The organism is Oceanobacillus sojae (assembly GCF_007991515.1).
Lineage (GTDB): Bacteria > Bacillota > Bacilli > Bacillales > Amphibacillaceae > Oceanobacillus > Oceanobacillus sojae.
The window spans coordinates 192,644-214,251 of sequence record NZ_BJYM01000003.1; the positions used below are offsets into that span (position 1 = coordinate 192,644).

Genomic DNA, 21,608 nt, shown 5'->3' on the forward strand with positions numbered 1-21,608 from the left:
AGATGTATATTTTAGGAATTGATGGCGGCGGTACAAAAACCAAAGCAAGTTTATTTCATGAGGAGAAAGGATTCATATGGGAAGAGGAGGAAGATGCTGCAAATCCGCATAGCACCAGCTATGCGCATTCTGTGGAGGTAGTTAATCGTCTTATAAACAAAGCATATGAAGCTCATTTTTTATCTGAAAATACGGAATTATCAATCGGTCTGGGGGTTGCAGGACTGGGAAGAAAAGCAGATCAGATTAAATGGTTAAAGTACTTTCAAGAATCCTCTCTGTGTTTACATAAAATAAAAGAATTCGTAGTTGAAAATGATGGAAAAATAGCCCTTTATTCAGAAACACTTGGCAGGGATGGCATCGTATCTATTTGTGGAACAGGGGCAATCACCATTGGCGTCCATCAAGCAAAAACAGTCCGTGTCGGAGGATGGGGACATTTAGTAGGCAGTGATCCAGGCAGTGGTTATCATATAGGCTCCCAGGCTTTGATAGCTGTATTTGATGAATTAGATGGATTAGGGCCTGAAACAATGCTGACAAGTCTCATCCTAGAAGGGGAGACTATTAACAGAATGGAAGATTTGGTTCCTATTCTTTATCAGGATTTTGAGAAGCAGCGGATAGCAGCGTTCGCAAGTTATGTCTTTCAGGCAGCAAATCAAAAAGATGAAGTTGCTATAAATATTATCAGAGAGACTGCTAAGGGGATAGCCCGGCGCGGGGGGATTTTATTTCAAAAATTGTTCCAGACAGATGTAAAGAATATTCCATTTGTACTGGCCGGAGGAATTTTTCAAAATGATTTTATAGTCAAAGAAGTAACAGCTGAATTAGCTGCGATTTCATCAGTAAAGGTAATCAAAGCACAAAGGCATCCCGTTGTCGGAAGTATTGTGCTCGTTCTTAAACAGCAGGGTTATTCTGCAGAACAAATTGAAACAATGCTTACAAATACAAGTGGCCGGCAGAAAAGAGGTTTGTAAATGAATGCTTATGAACAGTATTTGGAGGAATTGATAGCGAAAGATGAAATTCCTGGAGCAGTTTATCTTATTCAGCACGGGAAGCAGAGAAAGACATTAAGCAGTGCAGGCTCATTTTTAAACAATCAGGGGGAACGTATTCCAGTTACAGCAGATACTTATTTTGATTTAGCTTCCTTAACAAAAGTCATGTGTACACTGCCTAGTATTTTATTTTTATATGAACAAGGGGAATTGGATATAGATGATACGGTGAGTAAATATCTTTCCGAATTTCCTCTGGAAGACATTACTATCCGCCATTTCCTGCAGCATATATCAGGCGTTTCTGCAGATTTAGCCTTTAAAAACCGCTATCAACAAAGAGATGTATGGAAGGAAGTTCTGAATTGCAAAGCAGTTCAACCTCCTGATACCCAAGTATTATACAGTGATATCGGCATGATTATACTGGGAAAATTAATAGAAACAATAACGAAGCAGAAGCTGAATGTATTTGCCCAAAAAGAGTTATATCAACCATGGAGCATGACAGATACGGACTTCCTGCCTGAACAGATTGAGAAAAATAAAATTGCAGCCACTGAGAAAGTTAATGAGAAATATGTGCATGGTGAGGTTCATGATGAAAAGGCATTCCATCTGGGAGGGGTCAGCGGTTCGGCAGGTTTATTTTCAACTGTTAAGGATGTAGCAGCCTATGCAAATTACTGGCTGTATCCGGAAACACAGTCGGTTTTAAAACCCCAGACAATGGCTTTAATCAAAGAAAATGTGATTCAAAATCGGGGTCTGGGCTTTGAAGTATTATGTGACAAATCTATTGGAGCAACTTGCGGTCCAGCCTGGTCCAACGGTTCTTTTGGCCATACCGGGTTTACTGGAACAAGCCTATGGATTGATCCAAAAGAAGAAATTATTACCGTCTTGCTAACTAACATGGTCCATTACGGGAGGGAGCATCGATTACCTGAAATCAGAAGAAAGTTTCACACGCTGGTTTATGAAACATTAATCAGCCAGTAAGCTGCCAGGATATTTCAGAAGAGAAGGGATGTATGTGTATGCAGACAGAGATGAGAAATAAAGAATCGAACCGCCTACATGAAAAGTCAACTTATGAAATTTTACAGATGATGAATAAACAGGATAAAACAGTTCCTGGTGTTGTAGAGAAAGCTTTGCCGCAAATAGAGAAGGCTGTAGAAGCTATGGTAGAAGCAATTGAGAAAAAGCATAAAGTAATCTATTTAGGATCAGGAACAAGCGGCAGGCTGGGTGTTTTGGATGCATCTGAATGCCCGCCAACTTTTGGTGTAGCTCCTGATGTTATTCAAGGGATTATCGCTGGTGGAGATAAAGCACTGCGTATTGCTATCGAAAATGCAGAAGATGATGATCAGCTTGGTGAGCAGGATGTAAGGGAAGCTGCCAACCTGGGTGATGTAGTTGTAGGGATTGCATCAAGCGGGCAGACTCCTTATGTGCTGGGAGCAGTAAAGAAGGCAAAAGCATTAGGATTAAAAACAATTGGAATTTCCTGTAACGAGAATACTAGATTATCAGAGGAAGTGGATATTGCTATTGAGCTTCCTGTAGGCCCGGAAATTTTAACCGGATCAACAAGGTTAAAGGCGGGAACAGCTCAAAAACTGGTGTTGAATATGCTGTCTACAGTAACCATGGTGCGGACGGGAAAAGTATATGAAAATCTGATGATTAATTTACAAGCCAAAAACAAGAAGCTGCGAAATAGAGCTATATCTATTATTAAAGAATTGACTCAGGCAAGCGATAAAGAGGCCGGCCAGGTCTATGACAAAGCAGATGGAGATACGAAAGCAGCTATACTGATGCTGATGTTTGATGTTGATGCAAAAATAGCTCAAGAAAGATTGAAGAAGCATCAGGGGAACTTTGTTAAAGCGTTGAGTGAATGGAGCAAAGAGTAGACATACATGGGAGGATAAGCATATTGCTGCTCCGGATAATTTAGGAATTATACAAATCTTAATAATTAATAGGAGGTTTTAGTAATGAAGAAGAGTCTATTGCTTGGAATGTTTTTAATTATATGCAGCGGAATACTTGCTGCATGTGGAAACGGAGACAGCTCCGGCAGCTCGAATGAAAATGCAGTAGAACTAGAAATGTACAGCTGGAGAACAGAAGACAGGTCTGCATATGAGGAGATAATTGCTGCATTTGAAGAAGAGAATCCGGGTATTAAAATTAAATTCAATCCGTTTGATTCTACGGAATATAATACGATTTTAACCAACGCACTGGTTTCGGGAACAGGACCTGATATTGTGCAGCTGAGACCATATTCAGGTGCCCAGACAATTGCCGATAATGGATATTTAGTGGCTTTAGATGATATAGAAGGCATTGAAAACTTCGATGATTCTTATTTAGAGGCAGCACAGGGAAGTGACGGAAGTACTTATGGAATACCATTATCTTTAAATGTAGGTGTCATTTTTTATAATCAGAATATTTTTGAAGAGTATGGTTTAGATGTTCCAGAGACATGGGAGGACTTTGTAAGCGTTAGTGAGGAATTATTGGCTAATGATATTATTCCTGTAGCTCAAGGGGGAAGAGACGCATATTTATTATCGATGCTTCACGGTGTTATTTCGCCGACAGCATACGGAGGTAACGAATTTGTAGATGAATTAACAGAAGGAAATACTGATTTAACGGACGAGCGCATGCTGGCATCCCTGGATCGAATGGAAGAAATTACAGCATTTTTGCCGGATGATTTTATTGCTTTAGATGATAATGACGCACAAGCTCTATTTTATGCGGAAGAAGCAGCGATGTATATTAATGGAGACTATCGATTAGAAACCTTTGAAAATAACATTCCAGATATTCCTGTTGGTGTTATTACTGGATTCAAGGAGGAGGATGCAGAAGAACCGCTGGTAATGGACTGGGTGGACAGCTCTTACGGAGTCGTTGAAGGGACAGAGCATGAGGAAGAGGCTCTGAAATTCATGGAATTTATGGCATCGCAGGAGTTCGGACAAACGTTCAGCGATAGCTTGAGTCGTGTTAGTGCTGTAGATGGAGTAACAGCTACACACGAAATTGTTCAGCAGGTGACAGAGGCTTCAGAAGCAAATTCTACACCTTACCTTATGCTTGTCCATTATGGAGAGGGCTCGCCGACATCAAAAACTATTTTTGAAGACGGACTGCAGGGAATGTATCTGGGAGAAATTACGAAAGAAGCCCTGCTCGAACAAACACAGGAAAACGCTGAAAGAGCTGCAGAAGAGGGAGTAGAAGAGTTAGAGATGATTGAAGAAGATGAGTAAAGGTAATTGGAGAACTTTGGGTCTTCCGTTATTGAGAATAAGCAGTCAATAAATTTTCTTTAATATTTTGGCAGCGCTTCTAAAAAAGCGTCCTGCAGCGTTTATTCATCTCAGAAGAAAGAGTCGCGCTGTGATAAAACACAGAGGAGGTTTTCAATAATGAAGAAAAAGCTGTTTATTGGAATATTCTTTATCTTATTCAGCGGGATAGCTGCTGGATGCGGAAGCGAGGATAGTTCCGGTAATTCAAATGAAGATGCCGTAGAACTAGAAATGTATAGCTGGAGAACAGAGGACAGATCTGCATATGAGGAGATAATCGCTGCTTTTGAGGAAGAAAATCCAAATATTAAAATTAAATTTAATCCATTTGAAGCTACGGAATATAATACTATCTTAACCAATGCCTTAGTATCAGGAACAGGACCTGACATTGTGCAGCTCAGACCTTATACTGGTGCCCGGACAATTGCAGACAATGGATATTTAGTGGCTTTAGATGATATAGAAGGTATTGATAACTTTGACGAATCATATTTAGAAGCTGCGCAGGGAAGTGACGGAAATACCTATGGAATACCTTTGTCTTTAAATATTGGTCTGATCTATTACAATATAGATATTTTTAATGAACATGGGCTGGATCCCCCTGAAACATGGGATGATTTTATAGAAGTCAGTCAGGAATTAAAGAATAATGGCGTTACACCATTATCTGTAGGCGGGAGAGAAGCATGGCTGTTATCTATGCTGCACGGGGTTATAACTCCAACGGCATATGGAGGTAATGAATTTGTATCAGATATAACAGAGGGAGCAGCCGATTTAACAGATTCTCGAATGATGGAATCCTTAGATAGAATGGAAGAGCTTACAGAATATATAGCTGACGGCTTTATGGCTTTAGATGATGCTGATTCACAAGCATTATTTTATACAGAAGAAGCAGCAATGTATGTAAATGGAGATTTTCAATTAGAAGTATTGGAAAATAGTAACCCTGATCTTTCCATAGGCGTAATTCCCGGATTTAAGGAGGAAGGTTCAGATGATCCATTAGTCATGAATTGGGTGGATGGTTCATATGGCGTTGTAAAAGGTACAGAACATGAAGAAGAAGCCCTGCAGTTTATGGAATTTATGGCCAGCCCGGAATTCGGGCAATTATTTACTGATAATTTAAGCCGGGTTAGTGCTGTAGAGGGCGTAACTGCATCACATGATATTGTCAAACAAATTATGGAGGCTTCGGAGGCTAATTCAACTCCTTATCTTATGCTTGTTGAGTATGGTTTAGGTTCCCCATCAACAAAAGGTATTTTTGAGGACGGATTACAGGGGATGTATTTAGGGGAGGTCACAAAGGAAGAATTGCTTGAACAATCACAGGAAAATGCAGAGAGAGCTGCAGAAGAGGGAGTAGAGGAGTTAGAGATGATTGAGGAAGATGAGTAACGTAAATAGGATGTTCAAAAAGTCCAATAAAGATGACACGGCGATAAGAGGATCTTCTACTAAGAGCGCCCACGTCGTGTGGGCAACGTAAAAGCCACCACAACACGTGAGAAGTGCGTCGACTAACTTTTTCCGATGGGACTGGGACTGCGATTACTCGTCCCATCGAAGAGCTTTTGCGATTACTCGCTCCACCGAGAACATTTGTGGACAATACAGAAGTCACCACATCCTGTGGAAGTCCGTTCGTAAAAAATTAGTCGCCTTGAACTTCTTAATCCTAGTTACAGGACTTTTTGAACACACACTTAAATAAAAAACGAATACACAATCAGCTTTGGTTGTGTATTCACCTTTTGGGAGGGTGGACTCCATGGCTAAAAATAAGCAGAAAAATAGATATAAAAAGCATCTTGTTCATTTATTCATACTTCCTGCTGCACTGATTTATGGTGTTTTTCAGTTATATCCATTAATTTCGGCTGCCTTGAACAGCTTTTATTCGTTTAATGGATTTGAACGGATGGATTTTATAGGGTTTCAAAATTTTATAACGTTATTTACAGAAAAACCGTACAAGGATTTTTTCCTGAATGCATTTAGTCATAACTGGATTTATTTTTTCGTTACAGTACTTACCCAACTAGTTATCTCACTTATATTAGCTTTAATTATACATAGTAAAATTAAAGGTAAAGAGTTTTTTAAAAGCATGTTCTTCTTGCCGAAGCTATTGTCTGTTATTGTCATTGGGTTTTTATTCAGCCTAATTTTAAACCCGACCAGAGGTGCGCTTAACACACTGCTGGAAGCAATCGGCCTGGAGGCATTCACAAGACCCTGGCTGGGGGATATGAGTACTGCACTCTTAAGTGTTATCTTTGTTGACAGCTGGGCGTCCATCGGATTTTCTATGCTGATATTTTTAGCTGGTCTGCAGGCGATTGATAAGGAAATTTTTGAAGCGGCAAGAATTGATGGAGCTAATTCATTTACTGTTTTATTTAGAATTACGCTTCCTATGATTGGACCGGCCCTAATGATTATGACAGTGCTGACATTTATAGGATCATTTGAAACATTCGAATATGTATTTGCTATGCAGGGATCTTCGGGAGGGCCATATTATTCAACGGATGTACTGACAACCTTCTTTTACCGTTTAGCTTTCGGAACAGTTGATGGAGGGCAGGCAATTGGACTCGGTTCAGCAGTTGCAGTCGTTCTATTTATTATTATCGGCATGGCGACAAGTATCATTTTATTTGTCTTCAAGCGGAAAGACTTCGAAAGGTAAAATAGTGAAGGAGGAGAGAAGATGAAAACTAATCCGTTATTACAAATCATAAAGTACGCCGTCTTAGCATTATTTACGTTTGTTTTTGGCTATCCGATTTTTTTAATGATTGTTTCTTCATTTAAAGAAAATGCAGAGATTTTTACAAATCCTTTAAGTTTGCCAACTTCCTTCAATTTAGATAACTATATAGAGGTTTGGGAAGTCGTCAATTTTTCCAATTATATTATTAATAGTATCATTGTCAGTTCAGCTTCTGTATTTATTGTACTATTTGTATCGTCTTTGGCTGGATATTATCTTTCAAGATATAGATTTAAATGGAATCCTTATTTGTTAGCGTTTTTCATGATAGGGCTTATGCTTCCGATGAAGCTGGCTGTTATACCGCTTTATATGACGATGCTGAAATTAGGTTTAGTAGATACCCTATTTGCTTTAATTTTTATCTATGTTGCCGGTGGAATTCCATTCGCAGTATTTTTGTTCTATGGTTTTTTCCGTACAGTTCCAAGAGCCTTGGAGGATTCTGCGAGATTAGATGGCTGTAATGATTTTCAAGTGTATTACCGGATTGTACTGCCGATAATGAAACCTGCTATTTCAATTGTGGGTATTGTAAACCTGATTAATGTCTGGAATGACTTTTTCTATCCGTTAATATTTATTCGAACCGATTCATTATCAACTATTCCTCTGGGGATGTTAACATTATTCGGTGAGTATGATACACAATGGAATCTGCTGTTTGCGGGTTTAACTTTGTCGTCATTACCGATGATTGTCGCATTTTTATTCGCCTCCAGGCAGTTTATGGATAGCTTAACGGAAGGAGCCGTGAAATAAGTGGGAACAAAATGGATTACATTTGATCTTGATGAAACAATAATGCAAAATCCCTTCGGAAAATGGGTTTTTCCGGAGATTGTGAATATGTTGAAAAAGGAAACAGATACGGAAGAGGATATTCTGGATTTGATTGTCAGCGAGCACTTACAAAGAATGAGTGAAGAGCGATTTTTAGAAGCATATGATTGGGATGATATTATAACTGGCGTAGCAGGGAATTTAGGAGCAGGTTCAGTTATAGATATAGAAAGGATGGTTATCAAGCATTCTGAGTCTCCGAAGATTTATTTGCTGGAAGATAATATGCTGGACTATCTGAAACGAATCAAAGAAAAAGGCTTCCATCTTGCAGCTGCAACAAATGGTTATTCAAAGTATCAGCTCCCGGTATTGCAGAAACTGGGTCTCGATAGAGTATTTGATGAAGTGATTACATCCGATTCGGCAGGATTTGCCAAGCCGAATCCTGCCGTTTTGAAAAAACTGTCGGATGACGGAGAAATAACAGCGCACGTTGGTGATCGAATTGACCATGATGTATTATTGGCCAATAAATTAGGAGTTTTTTCTGTTTTTATTCACAGGGCCCTGCCAGCTGAAGTTTTAGCATACCCGATTGATGAAAGGGCAACACACCCAAGTTTTATTAAAATATGTGAAGAAAAATGGCATAAAGAAAACAGATTAAGAGAGATGCCGTTTCTTGAGAATGAATGCATTCCAAAAGTGGTGGTGCAATCTGTTGAAGAACTGGCGGAGAAAATCGGCTTTATTCTTAAATAATTAATTCCTGATAAAGAAATAAAAAGATGTTTGGAACAAAAGCAAATTGTATAGATATAAGGTATGAGAGGATATTAATGTATTAAAGTGTTTAAAAATAGAATACGGATTGAATGAATAAACTGCTGTTGTCAGAGAGCAGTTTATTTCTTTTTGCTTTAAAAATAGAAAAATAATGTAATAAATAAGGAGAAATTGAGAATTTGTGCTGAAAAATGAATAATATTGTCGTTTTGAGTTAAATTTTATACTTTTCTGAATGTAATTTGTTATTATTGTTATATAGACAAATTTTAATTTTAGCAATATACTTCTAATTTTTATTAGAAATATGTTACATTTAGAATAGGAGAAATTTCATACAGAGGAGAGAGAATGTTGGATTTAGGGCAAAAACTTAAATTTTTACGAAACAAACAAAAATCCAAGCAGCAAGAGATTGTTGAAGGTATTTGTTCTGTATCCTATTACAGCAAGATTGAAAACGGCAATGTCGTTCCTAATGAAGAGATCCTACAGCTGCTGGCCCGAAGATTTGGAATAAGTGTCCAAGAATTAGTTCAAACAGATGAAGCAATGAGTGATGAAGTAGTTCAGGAAGCAGAAGAAATTTATAATTTAATTAAAGAAAACCGGAAAGCCGCAGAAGAAGCCTATCAATTGTTTTTAGAAAAATACAAGAACTCACTGGATCCCGGTATGAAATTACTGATCAGTTTAATTCAATTACGGTTTACTTTGAGATTTTCAACACAGACAGAAGCGGAAGAAAAATTCCAGGAAGTTGAAGCTTTACAGGAGTATGGTAATCTGAAAATCATGCCGTTATTTAATAGAGTTTGTGGCTTATACCATTATGTATCCGGCAATTATGACGTAGCGCTTGAGCTATATCTGGGATTGGCAAATTCGCTGAATTATCCTTATAAAGCAGATATTCATTATGAACTCTCCCTGGTTTACAACAGGAAGGGCAACATATACAAATCGATTCAGCATTTAGAAACCGCTTTAAATAAATACTTACAGGAAATGAACTATAACCAATGTACAGTTTGTTATTTTTTGTTAGGTATTAACTACTATCAAATGAAAAATTTTGATGAAGCAATCGACTATTATTACCGTATAGAGAAGGTCGTAAAAGATGATACAAACCTGCTTCGCAAAGTTTATCATAATATGGGACTTGCTTTTGAAGATAAGAAGGATATCGAAAAAGCAATTGTTTACTATCAGAGAAGTCTCTCTGTCTCTAAAGATGAGCAATATAATATAAATACGATAGAGGCATTAGCCGATTTATATCTAAATATAAAGGATAAAGAAAAAGCAGCACAGTATATTTCCAAAGGAGAAACGATTGCCGATAAGTCTGATTTGAAGGAGCATGTTATTAAGTTTCAAGTGCTTCGATTACAATTGGAAGAAGAGGATATAAAAGAATATTTGGAAACTGTTGCTATTCCATTTTTTGAGAAGAGAAATGATACAGAAATTCTCATTCGATATAATGTATTACTATCAAATTATTATTCTCAAAATAAGCAGTATAAACAAGCTTATTTTAAGATAAAAAACGCTCTGGATATGAAAGGAGGGATTTGATGAAGAAATTATTAATTGCTGTATTAGTAGTTTTCTCACTTTTCAGCGTAACAATGACTGTAAGTGCAGGCGGCAGTGTTGAGTATCCTGATTCAACGCATAGTCTTAATCCTAATGATGATTTTTAAGTTCTGTTTATCGTAAATGAAGAAAAAGCTATCTGGGGCTATTAAATTAGCGTATGATAGCTTTTTTGTATTGTAAAATAAAATTTGATTCATTTTATGGAAGTAGGATAAAATAAAAATGTTTAAAGTTCATAACTAATTATAGAAGAATATGTTGTCTTTATTTATATTTCGTGGTAAAGTAATAATATTTCCGTTACAAATCGTAATTATTACGTTTTGTAACGAGTTGGTTTTCAGTGAGGTGCTTAAAATGGATAATTACTTAGATAAAAAGCTTTTGGAAAAGGTGATTAGCCGCTTCCTCTCAAAAGAGGAACGATTATTATATGGGAAAGTTATAAATATGGAAAATGTAATTTCTGAGAGAGCTTTGACACCGGAACATTTTGTTGATTTACTCCGGGCTGAAACGCCACACAAGCAAGTAGCTGTAGAATTTAACTTATCCTTACCTGAACTTTTAGAAGTATTAAAAGAGATTGAAGAGAAAATAGAGAACAGAATAGAAAAGGTAAACACAGAAACGCGTTGGATTGACTGTACAAACGCTGTTTCAGATGCTTTTGAGACAAATGAAAACAGGAAATATTTCTATACAGAAGGATTGTAAACAAAAAGAGACAGTGAAATGAGAGCTTAGAAAGAAAAATAGACATTTAGAGGCTGACAGAATAATTGATTAAGTATGTATGCCATACTAAAAAATTTTAATTATCAAATCGTAATGATTACGTTTATGGTTAGTGTGAAAAGGAAGAGAGGGATAGGCATGTATAAATGGGTAGTAATTGGTGGAGGAATTCAAGGAAGCTGCGTAGCTTCCCGTCTGCTTGAGGAGAAAAAAGCAGAGAGAAAAGATTTATTAATTATCGATTCTCATAAACAGCCGCTGGAAAGATGGAGAACAGTTACAGATAAGATTGAAATGGAATATTTACGCTCCCCTTTAGTTCATCATTTACATACCGATCCATACAGTTTAAAAAAATATTCTTCCGTAAACAATTATGCCTCGGGCTTTAAGGGGCGGTATCAGCGGCCGCGTTTAGACATGTTTAATCAGCATTGCCTAGATTTACTGGAAGAAACAGGTGTGATGGAATGTTGGCTGCAGGGAGAGGTAAATGGACTTAAATGGACAGAGCGGGGGTGGAAAGTTGGTATTAAGGATGGACGTTGTTTCTTTAGTGAGAGGGTGGTGCTCGCTATGGGTGTTAACCATACGCCGCATTATCCATCATGGGCTGAGAAGTATAGAGATAATAAAGCGCTGGAGCATATATTTGAAATGAACAGCAGGCTCCCGGATACAGGAGATGTAATTGTTATTGGCGGCGGCATGACTGCAGGACACCTTGCTTATGCACTTACTCAAAAAGAATCCATTCATTCTGTTACCATGGTGAAACGGCATCCGTTACGTATTCATCATTTTGACAGCGATCCTGGCTGGCTTGGACCTAAATATTTGAATAAGTACCATAAACTGACCAGCTATAAAGAAAGACGAAAAACTATACAAAAAGCAAGGAACCGTGGTTCTATCACCAGGGATTTATATTTAAAACTGTTGAAGCAGGAGAGATTGGGAAGACTAGATATTCATACAGGCTGTATTGAGGACATAAGAGAAGATACTGATGGGAAAATGCAGCTTTTTATGGAAAATCAAGAAAAGCTGAAGGAAAGCTCTATTATGCTGGCAACGGGTCCAGCAATTGCAATGCCAGGCAAGGAATGGCTAGATCCAATAATTAAGCAAATGGGATTGCCTTGCGCGCCATGCGGATTTCCGGTTGTTCCGAAGTCACTTGAATGGAAAAATGGACTTTTTGTAGCTGGAGCATTAGCCGAGCTGGAGATTGGGCCGGTTTCTAGAAATATTGCTGGTGCAAGAAAGGCTGCAGAGCGGATATTGCGTTATGGTTAGGAAAAAAGAATAAAAATATTAAGTCCATCCTCATTATTAGTTTATTGTATGAGGATGGTTTTTTAATGGAATTATTTTATCTTGAGTTGGAAGTTTTGATTGTGTTATATAGGGTGTATTTCAATTTATGCACTTACACAAAGTGCTAAGAAATATTCTCTATCTCTATGTCATGCGCTTTTATTTCAATCCACGCACCCACATAAGATGCGAAAGTTATGCCCATTTCAGGTACTTGTTCATCTGTATATTTCAATCCACGCACCCACATAAGATGCGAATGTTATTGCAGTCGGAGATAATCCGTTATTCGTTATTTCAATCCACGCACCCACATAAGATGCGAAAAAGGCACGGAAGATGACCGTGACCTCTGGCCGATTTCAATCCACGCACCCACATAAGATGCGAAAAGTAGCCAGCACCATACGTGATTCGGTATTCCTATTTCAATCCACGCACCCACATAAGATGCGAATAACCAGCGCAAAAATGGCTGGCGATGGTGGAGATTTCAATCCACGCACCCACATAAGATGCGAAAACATGATTATAATTCTTAGATTGAGTTCTTGTGATTTCAATCCACGCACCCACATAAGATGCGAAACCCGGCTAAGCGATTAAGTCAACGCGGTATTTGGATTTCAATCCACGCACCCACATAAGATGCGAAAGCGTACATAATAAAGCTATGTACAGCAAGTCTTTATAAACAATAAAGTGCTAACCAGAATCTAACTTCCCGCCTTTTGATTCATTTTTATTTGAAACCTCATGAAATCCTTATAAATTAAGAGGTGCTAACCTCCCTAGTAATTCATGTTTGCTTCAGGTTAGCACCTCTTAAAGAATAATTTGCTTGAAATATATTCATAAAATGTTTTTCTCTATTCTGATAAGTTCTGCATAACCAATTAATATAATTCTACTTTATCATAAATACAAATGATAATCATAACTAATTACCCCACATACATACCTTGAACGACTTACCAATTTTATTTCCATCTACGCATCTATGTAGAATTTGAAAGCATATTAACTGCTTAAAAAATAAGATACCATCATACATTTTTGTCCATTTAAAGTAAGAAAGGTCATTGCAGAGAAAGAAGAATAAAGTATAGACAAGCTAAGTGTATTATTTAAATTTTGTTTAAAAATGAAGGATTTTCGTCCGCTTCCTAATAACTCTTGTTATGATTATTAAATAGGGATTACAACACTTTATGAAATTCTTTTAAAATAATTCAGCAAACAAATGAAATAGAAGCAATAATACTAATAAAAATTAGATGCCAATGGGGTGGGGAAATGGCAAAAACCCTATACATCGAAGACGAAAAAGAAATCGGACAATGGGTGACAGAAGATTTAACAGGAAGAGGTCATGATGTAACTTGGCTAACATCCGGAAACCAATTAGAACAATATTTAAATAATATAGACCTTGCTATTTTAGATATTATGCTGCCGGGACTTGATGGTTTCTCAATCGGAAAACGGATCAAAAAAGCAAACCAGGATACGCCAATAGTGATGTTATCCGCACGCTCTGCAGTGGAGGACAAACTGGAGGGGTTAAGCTTTGCGGATGATTATGTTACAAAACCATTCCATCCCGACGAATTGGCTGCACGTGTGGATGCCTTGCTCCGCCGTTTTCAAAAAGAAGAAGGTATTCTCGAAATTAGACATCTGCAAATAGATACGAAATCGTTGATTATTATCAATAAGCAGACAGAGAAAGAAATTTTACTGACCGGGAAGCAGTATCAGCTATTTCAATACTTCCTTCGTCATCTGAATCAGATTTTAACGAAGGAACAGCTTTATGAAGGTGTATGGGGAGAGCGTTTTATGGAAGGGGATAAAACATTGATGGTGCATATCCGCTATTTGCGTGAGAAAATTGAAGAAAATCCAGCGAAACCGACTATTATTGAAACCATTCGCGGGATTGGTTATCGGGTGAAAAAATGAAACGGTTTTTGAAGTCCTTATTAGCGAAATATATATTGATTATTCTCATTGCACTTTTTTTATTTCAAGCCGCCTATATTACTATTGTTATTGTTTTCTTTAATCTGATGGGAGATCCGGATTCGCCCGGAAATGGCCAGGAGTCGTATGACGAAATAGAAGAAAACTGGCATCAGGAAGCCAGTCAAATAATATCAGAAGATACCATTGCTCATGTATTTGAGGAATGGCAGGAAGTGTATCCGAATGCTTCTATGTTTTGGGTAGATGGAGACGGAGTTTTGAATCTACAAAGCAATCTTCAGGAAAATTTACCGGATGAATGGAACGTTACCTATACCGCACAATTTTTAAAAAATCATTATGATGAAGATCCATTTACTGTCGTTGCTTTTGTAGGAGGCCATGAGGAAGAGGGGTTTATTGTTTTCCAGCTGCCTCGGGACATGCTTAAGTCCGAGGGGCAACGACTGAACGAAGAATATGGATGGACAATTGTTATATTGACAATTGGCGTTGTATTTTTATTTATATTTCTTTCCTTATGGTTTTTCAGAGGGATCCGTAAACGTCTTGTCCATCTGCAAGAAGCAATGGAAATTCGGGATACGGATGGACTGCCGATTCTTATTGAAGAGAAGAAGCAGGATGAGATTGGTGATTTGGAGAAGTCCTTTAATCGAATGGTGCAGGAATTAAGAGAAAGCAGGGAGCGCGAACAGGAGGAGGAGCAGCTGCGTAAAGAGCTGATAGCCAACTTATCGCATGATTTACGTACACCTTTAACCAAAATAAACGCACAGGCCTACACATTGCAGAAAATGGATTTACCAACAGAAGCAAAGCGTTCTCTTAAGCTGACGTCCACATCTATTGAAGACGTGGATAGATTAATCGAAAATCTAATGTCTTATACATTGCTGATGGCGAGTAAGTATAGGAAGGATTTAAAAGAAATAAATATTATCCGATTTCTCCGTCAATACCTGGCAGCCTGGTATCCAGTTTTTGAAAAGGAAGAATTTGAAGTTGATATTGACATAGAAGCCTTTGAACAGAATAAATGGGAAATTGATCCATTATGGTTCAGCCGGATTTTGGATAATCTCCTGCAAAATGTTCTTCGTCATGCAACAGATGGAAAATATATTGCTGTGTGGACAGAATCAACAGAACATTATGATGCCATTGTGGTTACAGATAAAGGGAAGGGTATGCAGGTGGATACAGAGCAAAAAGGAGCAGGAATCGGTCTTTCCATTGTTGATATGATGGTAAAGGGGATGCATCTGGATTGGGAAATTGATTCGACAGAAAAAGGAACAACGATAAAGATTATCAGGATGAAAAGAGCAGGCAATTAGTCTTTTTATTTTCAGCTAAAAAAATTAAGGAAGGGAGGAATCTCGGTGACAAGTATTTACACCTATTGGGGAAATGGTGAAGTAAAACTAACCTGGATACAAGATAACAATCTGCCTGAAAGTAAGCTTATAACAAGTGTACATGGTTTATGCTTCAAAAACGATAAGCTGCTCCTTGTAAATTTAAATGATAGAGGCTGGGATATACCCGGGGGACATATTGAAAAGAGAGAGGCACCTGAAGCGTGTTTTAAACGTGAAGCATATGAAGAAGGCTATATTACAGGGAGTTGTTCTCTCTTAGGATATATCGAAGTAAATCATACCGAAAATATCGAATGGAATTCGGATAGACCATATCCGAAAGTCGGTTATCAGGTGTTTTACTGTATGGATGTTCAGCGAGTTTATGAGTTTAAGGGTGCTTATGAATCAGGAAAAAGAATCTGGATAGATCCGGGAGAAGTAGAAAATTACAATAATAATTGGAGTACGTTGCATCAAAATATTTTAGATAAAGCCACACAAAGTAATTAATATACGATTCTTTTACAATAGAATAGTAAAAAGCAGTGAAATCCTTACAAGGTGGAGGTCACCGCTTTTTACTGTTTAAAGTATTCAGATATATTTCCGATAATAGTCTATTTTGGTATTTCAATGATAATAGGTTCAAATTCAACATCTTTAAAAGAATCTTTTTTTTCTATTTTAATCTCTTCCCCGTTTTTATCAAACTCCACGCCTCTAAATAAGTAAGGAATAATTGTCAACTCTGTAACATTGGAATCAATTGGACCAAACAGTTCAATATTTTTAAATCCCGGATTATTATCAAAAAACCAGCTTTCTCCACTTCCGGAAAAGGACGTAATTTCATTGCCATCCTGATCAAACAAATTTATTCCAATACGACCTACCCGGTTAATACCAAAATTTGTTTTTTCATCAAGGCTTTCATAAGATATGCTGACGCCTAGTTCGCTGAGAGACAGATCTGTAATAGTAAGGTTAATTCCGTCAGCACTTTGGGAATGCTGGACAGGAATGGTTTGAATGTTCTCCATTTTTTCTACAGGAGTTGAAAAATTCCAAGCTTCTTCATTCTCCCCATGTAAAATCACTCCCAGTTCAAATTTATCCGGCATTTCTTCTGTTACCTTTATTTCCTGAACTGCTGTCCGGGTTGTTGCTGATTGACTAGATTCCATATACATTAATGAACCCATACTTGGTGATTCTCCATTAATGGTAAACTCCATACCAGCACTAGTATAATTCTCTTCAAGTGGTTTTTTTGATTCAATAATATAACTAACGCTAATATTATTCTGGTCATACAAGACTTCATCGAGTGTTACAGAGATTCCGTTAACGGTCTGGGTTTCGCCAATTTGGCTGGTTAATCCCTGCTTATGGGCTTTTTCGAGGTTAGCTAGGTTCGAATTTTCAAATACAGAACCGATAATAGGAATCTGAGACAGGCTGCTTGCCAGCGCTGGTGAATAGTATGATGAACCAACTAATATGACAAAAATAACTGCCACACTGCCAAAAGCATAGAATATTTTTCGTTTAATCTTGTTTCTTCGGCGCTGCTGAGGATTCACTGTCCCTTTCCTGCGTTGTTTTTCTGCTTGTTCTATACCCATTTGAATAGCTGAACGTACTTGTTCTTTAGGGAAAGGTTCTAATTGCTTATGTCGATTGTTCATTTAACTTATAACTCCTTTCTATTTCGATTCTTAATTTTTTCTTTGCTCTGCGTAAATATGTTTTTATTGTTCCTGCAGGCTTCTCCATAACCTCTGCAATATCCTGAATTGACAGGTTGTGGTAATAAAATAAGATAATAGAAGTCTGATAGGATGCTTTCAGCTTGGATAACGCTTCACTCAGATGAAATGATTCTATTTCTTGCTCCTGCTTGCTCTCTAATCGAAATAACAATTCATTTTCTTCAAAAGGAATAATTTGATTCCGTTCTTTTAAAAGCTGGTAACACTCGCGTATCAGGATGCGGAATAGCCATGTTGAAAAATATTCCGGATTTCGTAATTGACCAATGGATAGAAATGCTTTACAGGATGTTTCCTGAATAGCGTCCAAAGCATCCTGTTTATTGTTAACGTAAGAGAGCGCTTTGTAATACAGCATTTGTTCTTCCAGGAAGAGCAGTTCTTCAAAAGCCGCAGCATCTCCATTAATAGCTTTTTTCACGGTATGTATATTGTGCTTCACTGTATAATTCCTCCCCTCATTTATTAGAGTCATTTAGGGATATAAAAAGTTTCACTTTCTTTATTTTCTTGAAATATTTTTTGTCTTATAGTACCCGGCTTTTTAACCAAACTTTAAACAAAGTCCATACTTCATTTTAACCTTGCACCCCTATCCTTGAAAGTAGAGGTGATAAGGATGGAATATATCGTAGAAACGAAGCATTTAACAAAATCATTTGGAAAAGAAAAAGCAGTATCAAATTTGGAAATGAAGATACCTAAGGGAGAGATATATGGATTTCTTGGTCCAAATGGAGCTGGAAAAACAACAACCATCCGCATGCTGTTGGGACTAATGCGTCCGACTTCCGGATCTGTACAGCTATTTGGAAAAGATATGAAAAACAATCGGATAGAAATTTTGAAAAATGTCGGCTCGCTGGTAGAAAATCCTTCCTACTACCCGCATTTAACTGCCAAGGAAAATTTAGAAGCAAGCAGAAAAATTCTTAACGTGCCAAAGAAGAGAATTGATGAAGTACTTCAACAGGTTCGCCTGCATGAGGTTGCCAATAAAAAAGTAAAAGGATTTTCGCTTGGAATGAAGCAGCGACTCGGGATTGCCGCTGCCATGCTGCACCAGCCGGAGCTGTTGATTTTGGATGAACCTACAAATGGTTTAGACCCGTCTGGCATTATTGAAATGAGGCAGCTGATTCAGAGTCTTCCGGAAGAATATGGTATGACAGTGCTGATATCCAGTCATCTACTGTCTGAGATTGATCAGATGGCTACCAGAGTAGGTGTTGTATCTAAGGGGAAAATGATCTTTCAGGACTCGATCGAGACCATGCGTAAATTTGCTCAAGCTTCTATCCAGGTGAAGGTGAATGATAACGAAGCAGCGTGGCGTTCTTTGCTTGCCAATGGACAAAAAGCGGATTTAGAGAAAGAAAGTGTGACCTTGCAGGCGGAAGATGATGAGCAGGTAGCAGCTTCCATTCGCTATCTTGTTCAGCTGGGGTTCTCTATTTATCGGGTACAGGAGGAAAAAAGGTCTCTGGAGAATATATTCTTAGAGATGACAAAGGAGGAGCAGGCAGGATGATCCTTTCACTGGTAAAGGCGGATTTTTTAAAGATAAAGCGTAAAGGAATGTGGCTGTTGTGTCTGATTGGTCCTTTTGGTGTTGTAGCTTTACAGATGGTCAATTACGGCGTGAGAAAGGATTATTTGTTTGATCAGATGGATGATCGCTGGCTGTATTATATTTTGAACATCAATTCATTTACGCCGCTTGCAATTGTTTTAGGAATTGTGATTTTGACATCCTTTATGGCAAGCATTGAAGATGAAACAAACGCCTGGAAGCAGTTAGTTGCTTTACCTGTTTCCAAACGGGAGGTGTATTTATCTAAATTTACGGTAGTCAGCTGTGTCTTATTTTTATCCTCTGTTCTCTTATTCCTTTTTATGTCCGGTTATGGACTGACGCTGGGGCTAGGGGCTGATATACCATACTTGCGGTTAATGGAGTATAGCTTCTTGCCTTTCTTTGCTGCATTTCCCGTATTGGGACTGCAGCTTTGGGTGGCTACTGTCAGTAAGAATCAGGCTATCCCTGTCACACTAGGGGTAGTAGGAGTGATTTTAGCATATTCTGCCCCGTTGTTACCTGATTGGGTGATTTGGAAATGGCCGGCACTATCTAATGATTGGGATCATTCATATATCAATGCCCTGTTAGGAATCGGCTTTGGATTGGTACTGTATTTGCTGGGGATGATTGATTTTAAAAGAAGGGATGTTAAATAAATGTTTTCCGTGATAAATTCTGAGTGGTATAAGCTGCGAAAATCAAAAGTACTATTTCTTCTATTAGTCGCTCCGCTGATTGGATTATTTATTGGGTTAGCCAATTCCTCCATCGAAATAGAAGAAATCAATGCTTGGCATGAAAAGCTGGTTATGATGAATTTTACTTATGCTATCTTATTCCTGCCCTTGATTTCAGGTGTCTTAGCCAGTGTGATTTGCAAGTACGAGCATCAGGAAGGAGGCTGGAAACAGCTGATGGCGCTGCCGGTAACGAGGGGGAAGGTCTTTCTTTCTAAATACCTGTTGCTGATTCTTCTGATGCTTGCTATGCAATTAATGTACTTGGTTTCTATTTATTTAGTGGGTGTGATAGAAGGGATTACAGATCCTTTTCCAATGGATATTGTTTGGAAGTCTATTTTCGGAGGCTGGGTGGCAACCTTGCCGTTAATTGCTTTACAGTTATGGGTTTCGATTGCATTCAAAAGCTTTGCCGCACCATTTGCGATAAATGTTATTTTTACATTACCAACGATTTTAGTCATTAATTCGGAGCGGTTTGGGCCATATTATCCATGGGGACAGCCATTTTTAATGATGAATATTGGCGGAAGTACAGGGGATGTATTTTTTGTACCTTGGGATCAGATTCTAACCGTTGTTGGCAGCAGTTTTCTAATATTTTTTATTGGAGGCTATCTATATTTCCAGAAAAAGGCTATTTGATAGTGAAATATTTAATAATTGTATTTGAAAAAAGGAATGGCACTCACGCTGTTATTCCTTTTTTCGTTATAATAAAAGAAAAAGTCATACAGGAGAGGACATTTTAAAGTGCGAAACAGGTATATTTATTGTGATAAATTTGGTAATCCTAATGAAGTATTAGAGATGGGAGAAAAAGAAATTTGCCCGCCAAAAGGAGATGAAGTGCTGGTTAGGATGTTAGCCAGACCAATTAATCCATCCGATTTAATCCCGGTAAGAGGAAGCTATTCACACAGAATTTCTCTTCCATATATACCTGGTTATGAAGGTGTTGGAATTGTAGAGGATGTTGGAGCTTCAGTAAGTACAGATCTCATTGGAAAACGAGTTCTGTCGTTACGAGGCGAGGGGACATGGCAGGATTTTGTCATAGCTCCGGCAAGGTTTGTTGTATCTGTGCCAGAATCTATGGATAATATAATTGCTGCACAGCTGTATATTAACCCTGTTACCGCATGGGTTACACTGACAGAAATATTGAAATTACAGCCTGATAGTGTACTGCTCGTTAATGCTTGCGGATCAGCGATAGGGCACTTGTATGCGCAGTTTGCCAGAATTTTAGATTTACATTTGATTGCAGTTACGAGAAATAATAAACATACACGGAGACTTTTAAATCTTGGTGCTTTTGAAGTGGTGGATACATCCAGTCAATCGCTTTATGAGGCTGTGATGAAAAAAACAAATGGAAAAGGAGCAGATGCAGCGATTGATTCGCTGGGCGGAAAAGCAGGAACGGATTTAGCCGGCTGTTTGCGGAGTCAGGGACAATTCTTAAGTATCGGCTTGTTGTCTGGGGAGCAAATGAATTGGGGAGCTTTTGCAGATAAGGTGAAAATGAATATTTTTCATTTAAGGCACTGGAACAAGAAGGCAGGTCACGATGAATGGCAGAGAACCTTCCAGCAAATCATAAACCTTGTGGAGAAGCAAGAGCTGTTGCTTAGCTTTGAAAAAGCAAAATATGAATTAGCAGATATAAAACAGGCTGTTGATGCAGCTGCTGATGGCAGAAAAGGAAAAGTGATTTTATCCGGAAGCTGATGCTTCGTAACCGATAAAACTCGTTCCTT

21 protein-coding genes and 1 CRISPR repeat array are annotated in these 21,608 nt (G+C 38.0%); of the genes, 19 read left to right on the forward strand and 2 right to left on the reverse strand.

Annotated elements, in window-relative coordinates; all coding sequences use genetic code 11:
* Window positions 1-2 precede the first annotated feature (2 nt).
* The 15 genes from OSO01_RS04600 (at window position 3) to OSO01_RS04665 (ending at window position 16,261) form a co-directional block, all read left to right on the forward strand.
* Complete coding sequence (locus tag OSO01_RS04600; protein WP_147209152.1) at window positions 3-989, forward strand: N-acetylglucosamine kinase; 987 nt, start codon at window positions 3-5, stop codon at window positions 987-989.
* Window positions 990-2,015 (forward strand): serine hydrolase domain-containing protein, encoded by a 1,026-nt coding sequence (locus OSO01_RS04605; RefSeq protein ID WP_147209154.1) that lies wholly within the window; start codon window positions 990-992, stop codon window positions 2,013-2,015. It begins immediately after the preceding gene.
* A gap of 38 nt (window positions 2,016-2,053) precedes the next feature.
* On the forward strand, window positions 2,054-2,941 hold the full coding sequence (murQ, locus tag OSO01_RS04610; RefSeq protein ID WP_246145049.1) for an N-acetylmuramic acid 6-phosphate etherase: 888 nt from the start codon (window positions 2,054-2,056) through the stop codon (window positions 2,939-2,941).
* Window positions 2,942-3,025: 84 nt separating this feature from the next.
* Window positions 3,026-4,321 carry an ABC transporter substrate-binding protein gene (locus OSO01_RS04615; RefSeq protein ID WP_147209158.1) on the forward strand — a complete coding sequence of 432 codons (1,296 nt, stop codon included), beginning with the start codon at window positions 3,026-3,028 and terminating at the stop codon, window positions 4,319-4,321.
* A gap of 159 nt (window positions 4,322-4,480) precedes the next feature.
* Entirely contained in the window at window positions 4,481-5,776 is a 1,296-nt protein-coding gene (locus OSO01_RS04620; RefSeq protein WP_147209160.1) for an ABC transporter substrate-binding protein, read from the forward strand.
* Window positions 5,777-6,149: 373 nt separating this feature from the next.
* Window positions 6,150-7,073: a carbohydrate ABC transporter permease gene (locus tag OSO01_RS04625; protein WP_147209162.1), complete on the forward strand. Its 924-nt coding sequence runs from the start codon at window positions 6,150-6,152 to the stop codon at window positions 7,071-7,073.
* Between the two features lie 21 nt (window positions 7,074-7,094).
* Entirely contained in the window at window positions 7,095-7,919 is an 825-nt protein-coding gene (locus tag OSO01_RS04630) for a carbohydrate ABC transporter permease (protein WP_147209164.1), read from the forward strand.
* The gene (locus tag OSO01_RS04635) at window positions 7,920-8,705 is read left to right on the forward strand and encodes an HAD family hydrolase (RefSeq protein ID WP_147209167.1); all 786 of its coding nucleotides are present in this window, start codon (window positions 7,920-7,922) and stop codon (window positions 8,703-8,705) included.
* 378 nt (window positions 8,706-9,083) lie between these two features.
* Entirely contained in the window at window positions 9,084-10,313 is a 1,230-nt protein-coding gene (locus tag OSO01_RS04640; RefSeq protein ID WP_186813558.1) for a helix-turn-helix domain-containing protein, read from the forward strand.
* Window positions 10,313-10,441, forward strand: coding sequence for a hypothetical protein (locus tag OSO01_RS23900; RefSeq protein WP_281289820.1), 129 nt, complete (start codon window positions 10,313-10,315; stop codon window positions 10,439-10,441). The genes OSO01_RS04640 and OSO01_RS23900 overlap by 1 nt, the downstream gene beginning before the upstream one ends.
* 253 nt (window positions 10,442-10,694) lie before the next feature.
* Window positions 10,695-11,054, forward strand: a complete 360-nt coding sequence (locus OSO01_RS04645) for a hypothetical protein (protein WP_147209171.1) — start codon at window positions 10,695-10,697, stop codon at window positions 11,052-11,054.
* 159 nt (window positions 11,055-11,213) lie between these two features.
* Window positions 11,214-12,374 carry an FAD/NAD(P)-binding protein gene (locus tag OSO01_RS04650; RefSeq protein ID WP_147209173.1) on the forward strand — a complete coding sequence of 387 codons (1,161 nt, stop codon included), beginning with the start codon at window positions 11,214-11,216 and terminating at the stop codon, window positions 12,372-12,374.
* A 182-nt stretch (window positions 12,375-12,556) separates the two neighbouring features.
* Window positions 12,557-13,050: a CRISPR direct-repeat array (repeat unit 32 nt; unit sequence ATTTCAATCCACGCACCCACATAAGATGCGAA).
* A 641-nt stretch (window positions 13,051-13,691) separates the two neighbouring features.
* Window positions 13,692-14,360 (forward strand): response regulator transcription factor, encoded by a 669-nt coding sequence (locus OSO01_RS04655; protein ID WP_147209175.1) that lies wholly within the window; start codon window positions 13,692-13,694, stop codon window positions 14,358-14,360.
* A complete protein-coding gene (locus OSO01_RS04660) occupies window positions 14,357-15,724 on the forward strand; it encodes a sensor histidine kinase (RefSeq protein ID WP_147209177.1) in 1,368 nt (455 codons plus the stop codon). Before OSO01_RS04655 ends, OSO01_RS04660 begins: the two co-directional genes overlap by 4 nt.
* Window positions 15,725-15,769: 45 nt before the next feature.
* Entirely contained in the window at window positions 15,770-16,261 is a 492-nt protein-coding gene (locus tag OSO01_RS04665) for an NUDIX hydrolase (RefSeq protein WP_147209179.1), read from the forward strand.
* Between the two features lie 107 nt (window positions 16,262-16,368).
* On the opposite strand, the gene OSO01_RS04670 is transcribed toward OSO01_RS04665, so the two are convergent.
* Both OSO01_RS04670 and OSO01_RS04675 read right to left on the reverse strand, forming a co-directional pair.
* Window positions 16,369-17,439, reverse strand: a complete 1,071-nt coding sequence (locus OSO01_RS04670) for a DUF4179 domain-containing protein (RefSeq protein ID WP_147209181.1) — start codon at window positions 17,437-17,439, stop codon at window positions 16,369-16,371.
* Window positions 17,423-17,965, reverse strand: coding sequence for a sigma-70 family RNA polymerase sigma factor (locus OSO01_RS04675; RefSeq protein WP_246145050.1), 543 nt, complete (start codon window positions 17,963-17,965; stop codon window positions 17,423-17,425). Before OSO01_RS04675 ends, OSO01_RS04670 begins: the two co-directional genes overlap by 17 nt.
* Window positions 17,966-18,142: 177 nt before the next feature.
* On the opposite strand from OSO01_RS04675, the gene OSO01_RS04680 reads away from it, so the two are divergent.
* From OSO01_RS04680 to OSO01_RS04695, 4 genes are all read left to right on the forward strand, one after another.
* A complete protein-coding gene (locus tag OSO01_RS04680; RefSeq protein ID WP_147209185.1) occupies window positions 18,143-19,054 on the forward strand; it encodes an ABC transporter ATP-binding protein in 912 nt (303 codons plus the stop codon).
* On the forward strand, window positions 19,051-19,761 hold the full coding sequence (locus OSO01_RS04685; RefSeq protein WP_147209187.1) for an ABC transporter permease: 711 nt from the start codon (window positions 19,051-19,053) through the stop codon (window positions 19,759-19,761). Before OSO01_RS04680 ends, OSO01_RS04685 begins: the two co-directional genes overlap by 4 nt.
* Complete coding sequence (locus OSO01_RS04690; protein WP_147209189.1) at window positions 19,762-20,490, forward strand: ABC transporter permease; 729 nt, start codon at window positions 19,762-19,764, stop codon at window positions 20,488-20,490. It begins immediately after the preceding gene.
* Window positions 20,491-20,598: 108 nt separating this feature from the next.
* Window positions 20,599-21,579 carry a zinc-dependent alcohol dehydrogenase family protein gene (locus tag OSO01_RS04695; protein WP_147209191.1) on the forward strand — a complete coding sequence of 327 codons (981 nt, stop codon included), beginning with the start codon at window positions 20,599-20,601 and terminating at the stop codon, window positions 21,577-21,579.
* The last annotated feature ends 29 nt before the right edge of the window (window positions 21,580-21,608 follow it).

Bases quoted from the DNA above. Each gene is read 5' to 3' on its own strand.
- OSO01_RS04600 (WP_147209152.1), top strand. From the start codon at position 3: ATGTATATTTTAGGAATTGATGGCGGCGGTACAAAAACCAAAGCAAGT.
- OSO01_RS04605 (WP_147209154.1), top strand. From the start codon at position 990: ATGAATGCTTATGAACAGTATTTGGAGGAATTGATAGCGAAAGATGAA.
- murQ (WP_246145049.1), top strand. From the start codon at position 2,054: ATGCAGACAGAGATGAGAAATAAAGAATCGAACCGCCTACATGAAAAG.
- OSO01_RS04615 (WP_147209158.1), top strand. From the start codon at position 3,026: ATGAAGAAGAGTCTATTGCTTGGAATGTTTTTAATTATATGCAGCGGA.
- OSO01_RS04620 (WP_147209160.1), top strand. From the start codon at position 4,481: ATGAAGAAAAAGCTGTTTATTGGAATATTCTTTATCTTATTCAGCGGG.
- OSO01_RS04625 (WP_147209162.1), top strand. From the start codon at position 6,150: ATGGCTAAAAATAAGCAGAAAAATAGATATAAAAAGCATCTTGTTCAT.
- OSO01_RS04630 (WP_147209164.1), top strand. From the start codon at position 7,095: ATGAAAACTAATCCGTTATTACAAATCATAAAGTACGCCGTCTTAGCA.
- OSO01_RS23900 (WP_281289820.1), top strand. From the start codon at position 10,313: ATGAAGAAATTATTAATTGCTGTATTAGTAGTTTTCTCACTTTTCAGC.
- OSO01_RS04645 (WP_147209171.1), top strand. From the start codon at position 10,695: ATGGATAATTACTTAGATAAAAAGCTTTTGGAAAAGGTGATTAGCCGC.
- OSO01_RS04650 (WP_147209173.1), top strand. From the start codon at position 11,214: ATGTATAAATGGGTAGTAATTGGTGGAGGAATTCAAGGAAGCTGCGTA.
- OSO01_RS04655 (WP_147209175.1), top strand. From the start codon at position 13,692: ATGGCAAAAACCCTATACATCGAAGACGAAAAAGAAATCGGACAATGG.
- OSO01_RS04660 (WP_147209177.1), top strand. From the start codon at position 14,357: ATGAAACGGTTTTTGAAGTCCTTATTAGCGAAATATATATTGATTATT.
- OSO01_RS04670 (WP_147209181.1), bottom strand. From the start codon at position 17,439: ATGAACAATCGACATAAGCAATTAGAACCTTTCCCTAAAGAACAAGTA.
- OSO01_RS04680 (WP_147209185.1), top strand. From the start codon at position 18,143: ATGGAATATATCGTAGAAACGAAGCATTTAACAAAATCATTTGGAAAA.
- OSO01_RS04685 (WP_147209187.1), top strand. From the start codon at position 19,051: ATGATCCTTTCACTGGTAAAGGCGGATTTTTTAAAGATAAAGCGTAAA.
- OSO01_RS04690 (WP_147209189.1), top strand. From the start codon at position 19,762: ATGTTTTCCGTGATAAATTCTGAGTGGTATAAGCTGCGAAAATCAAAA.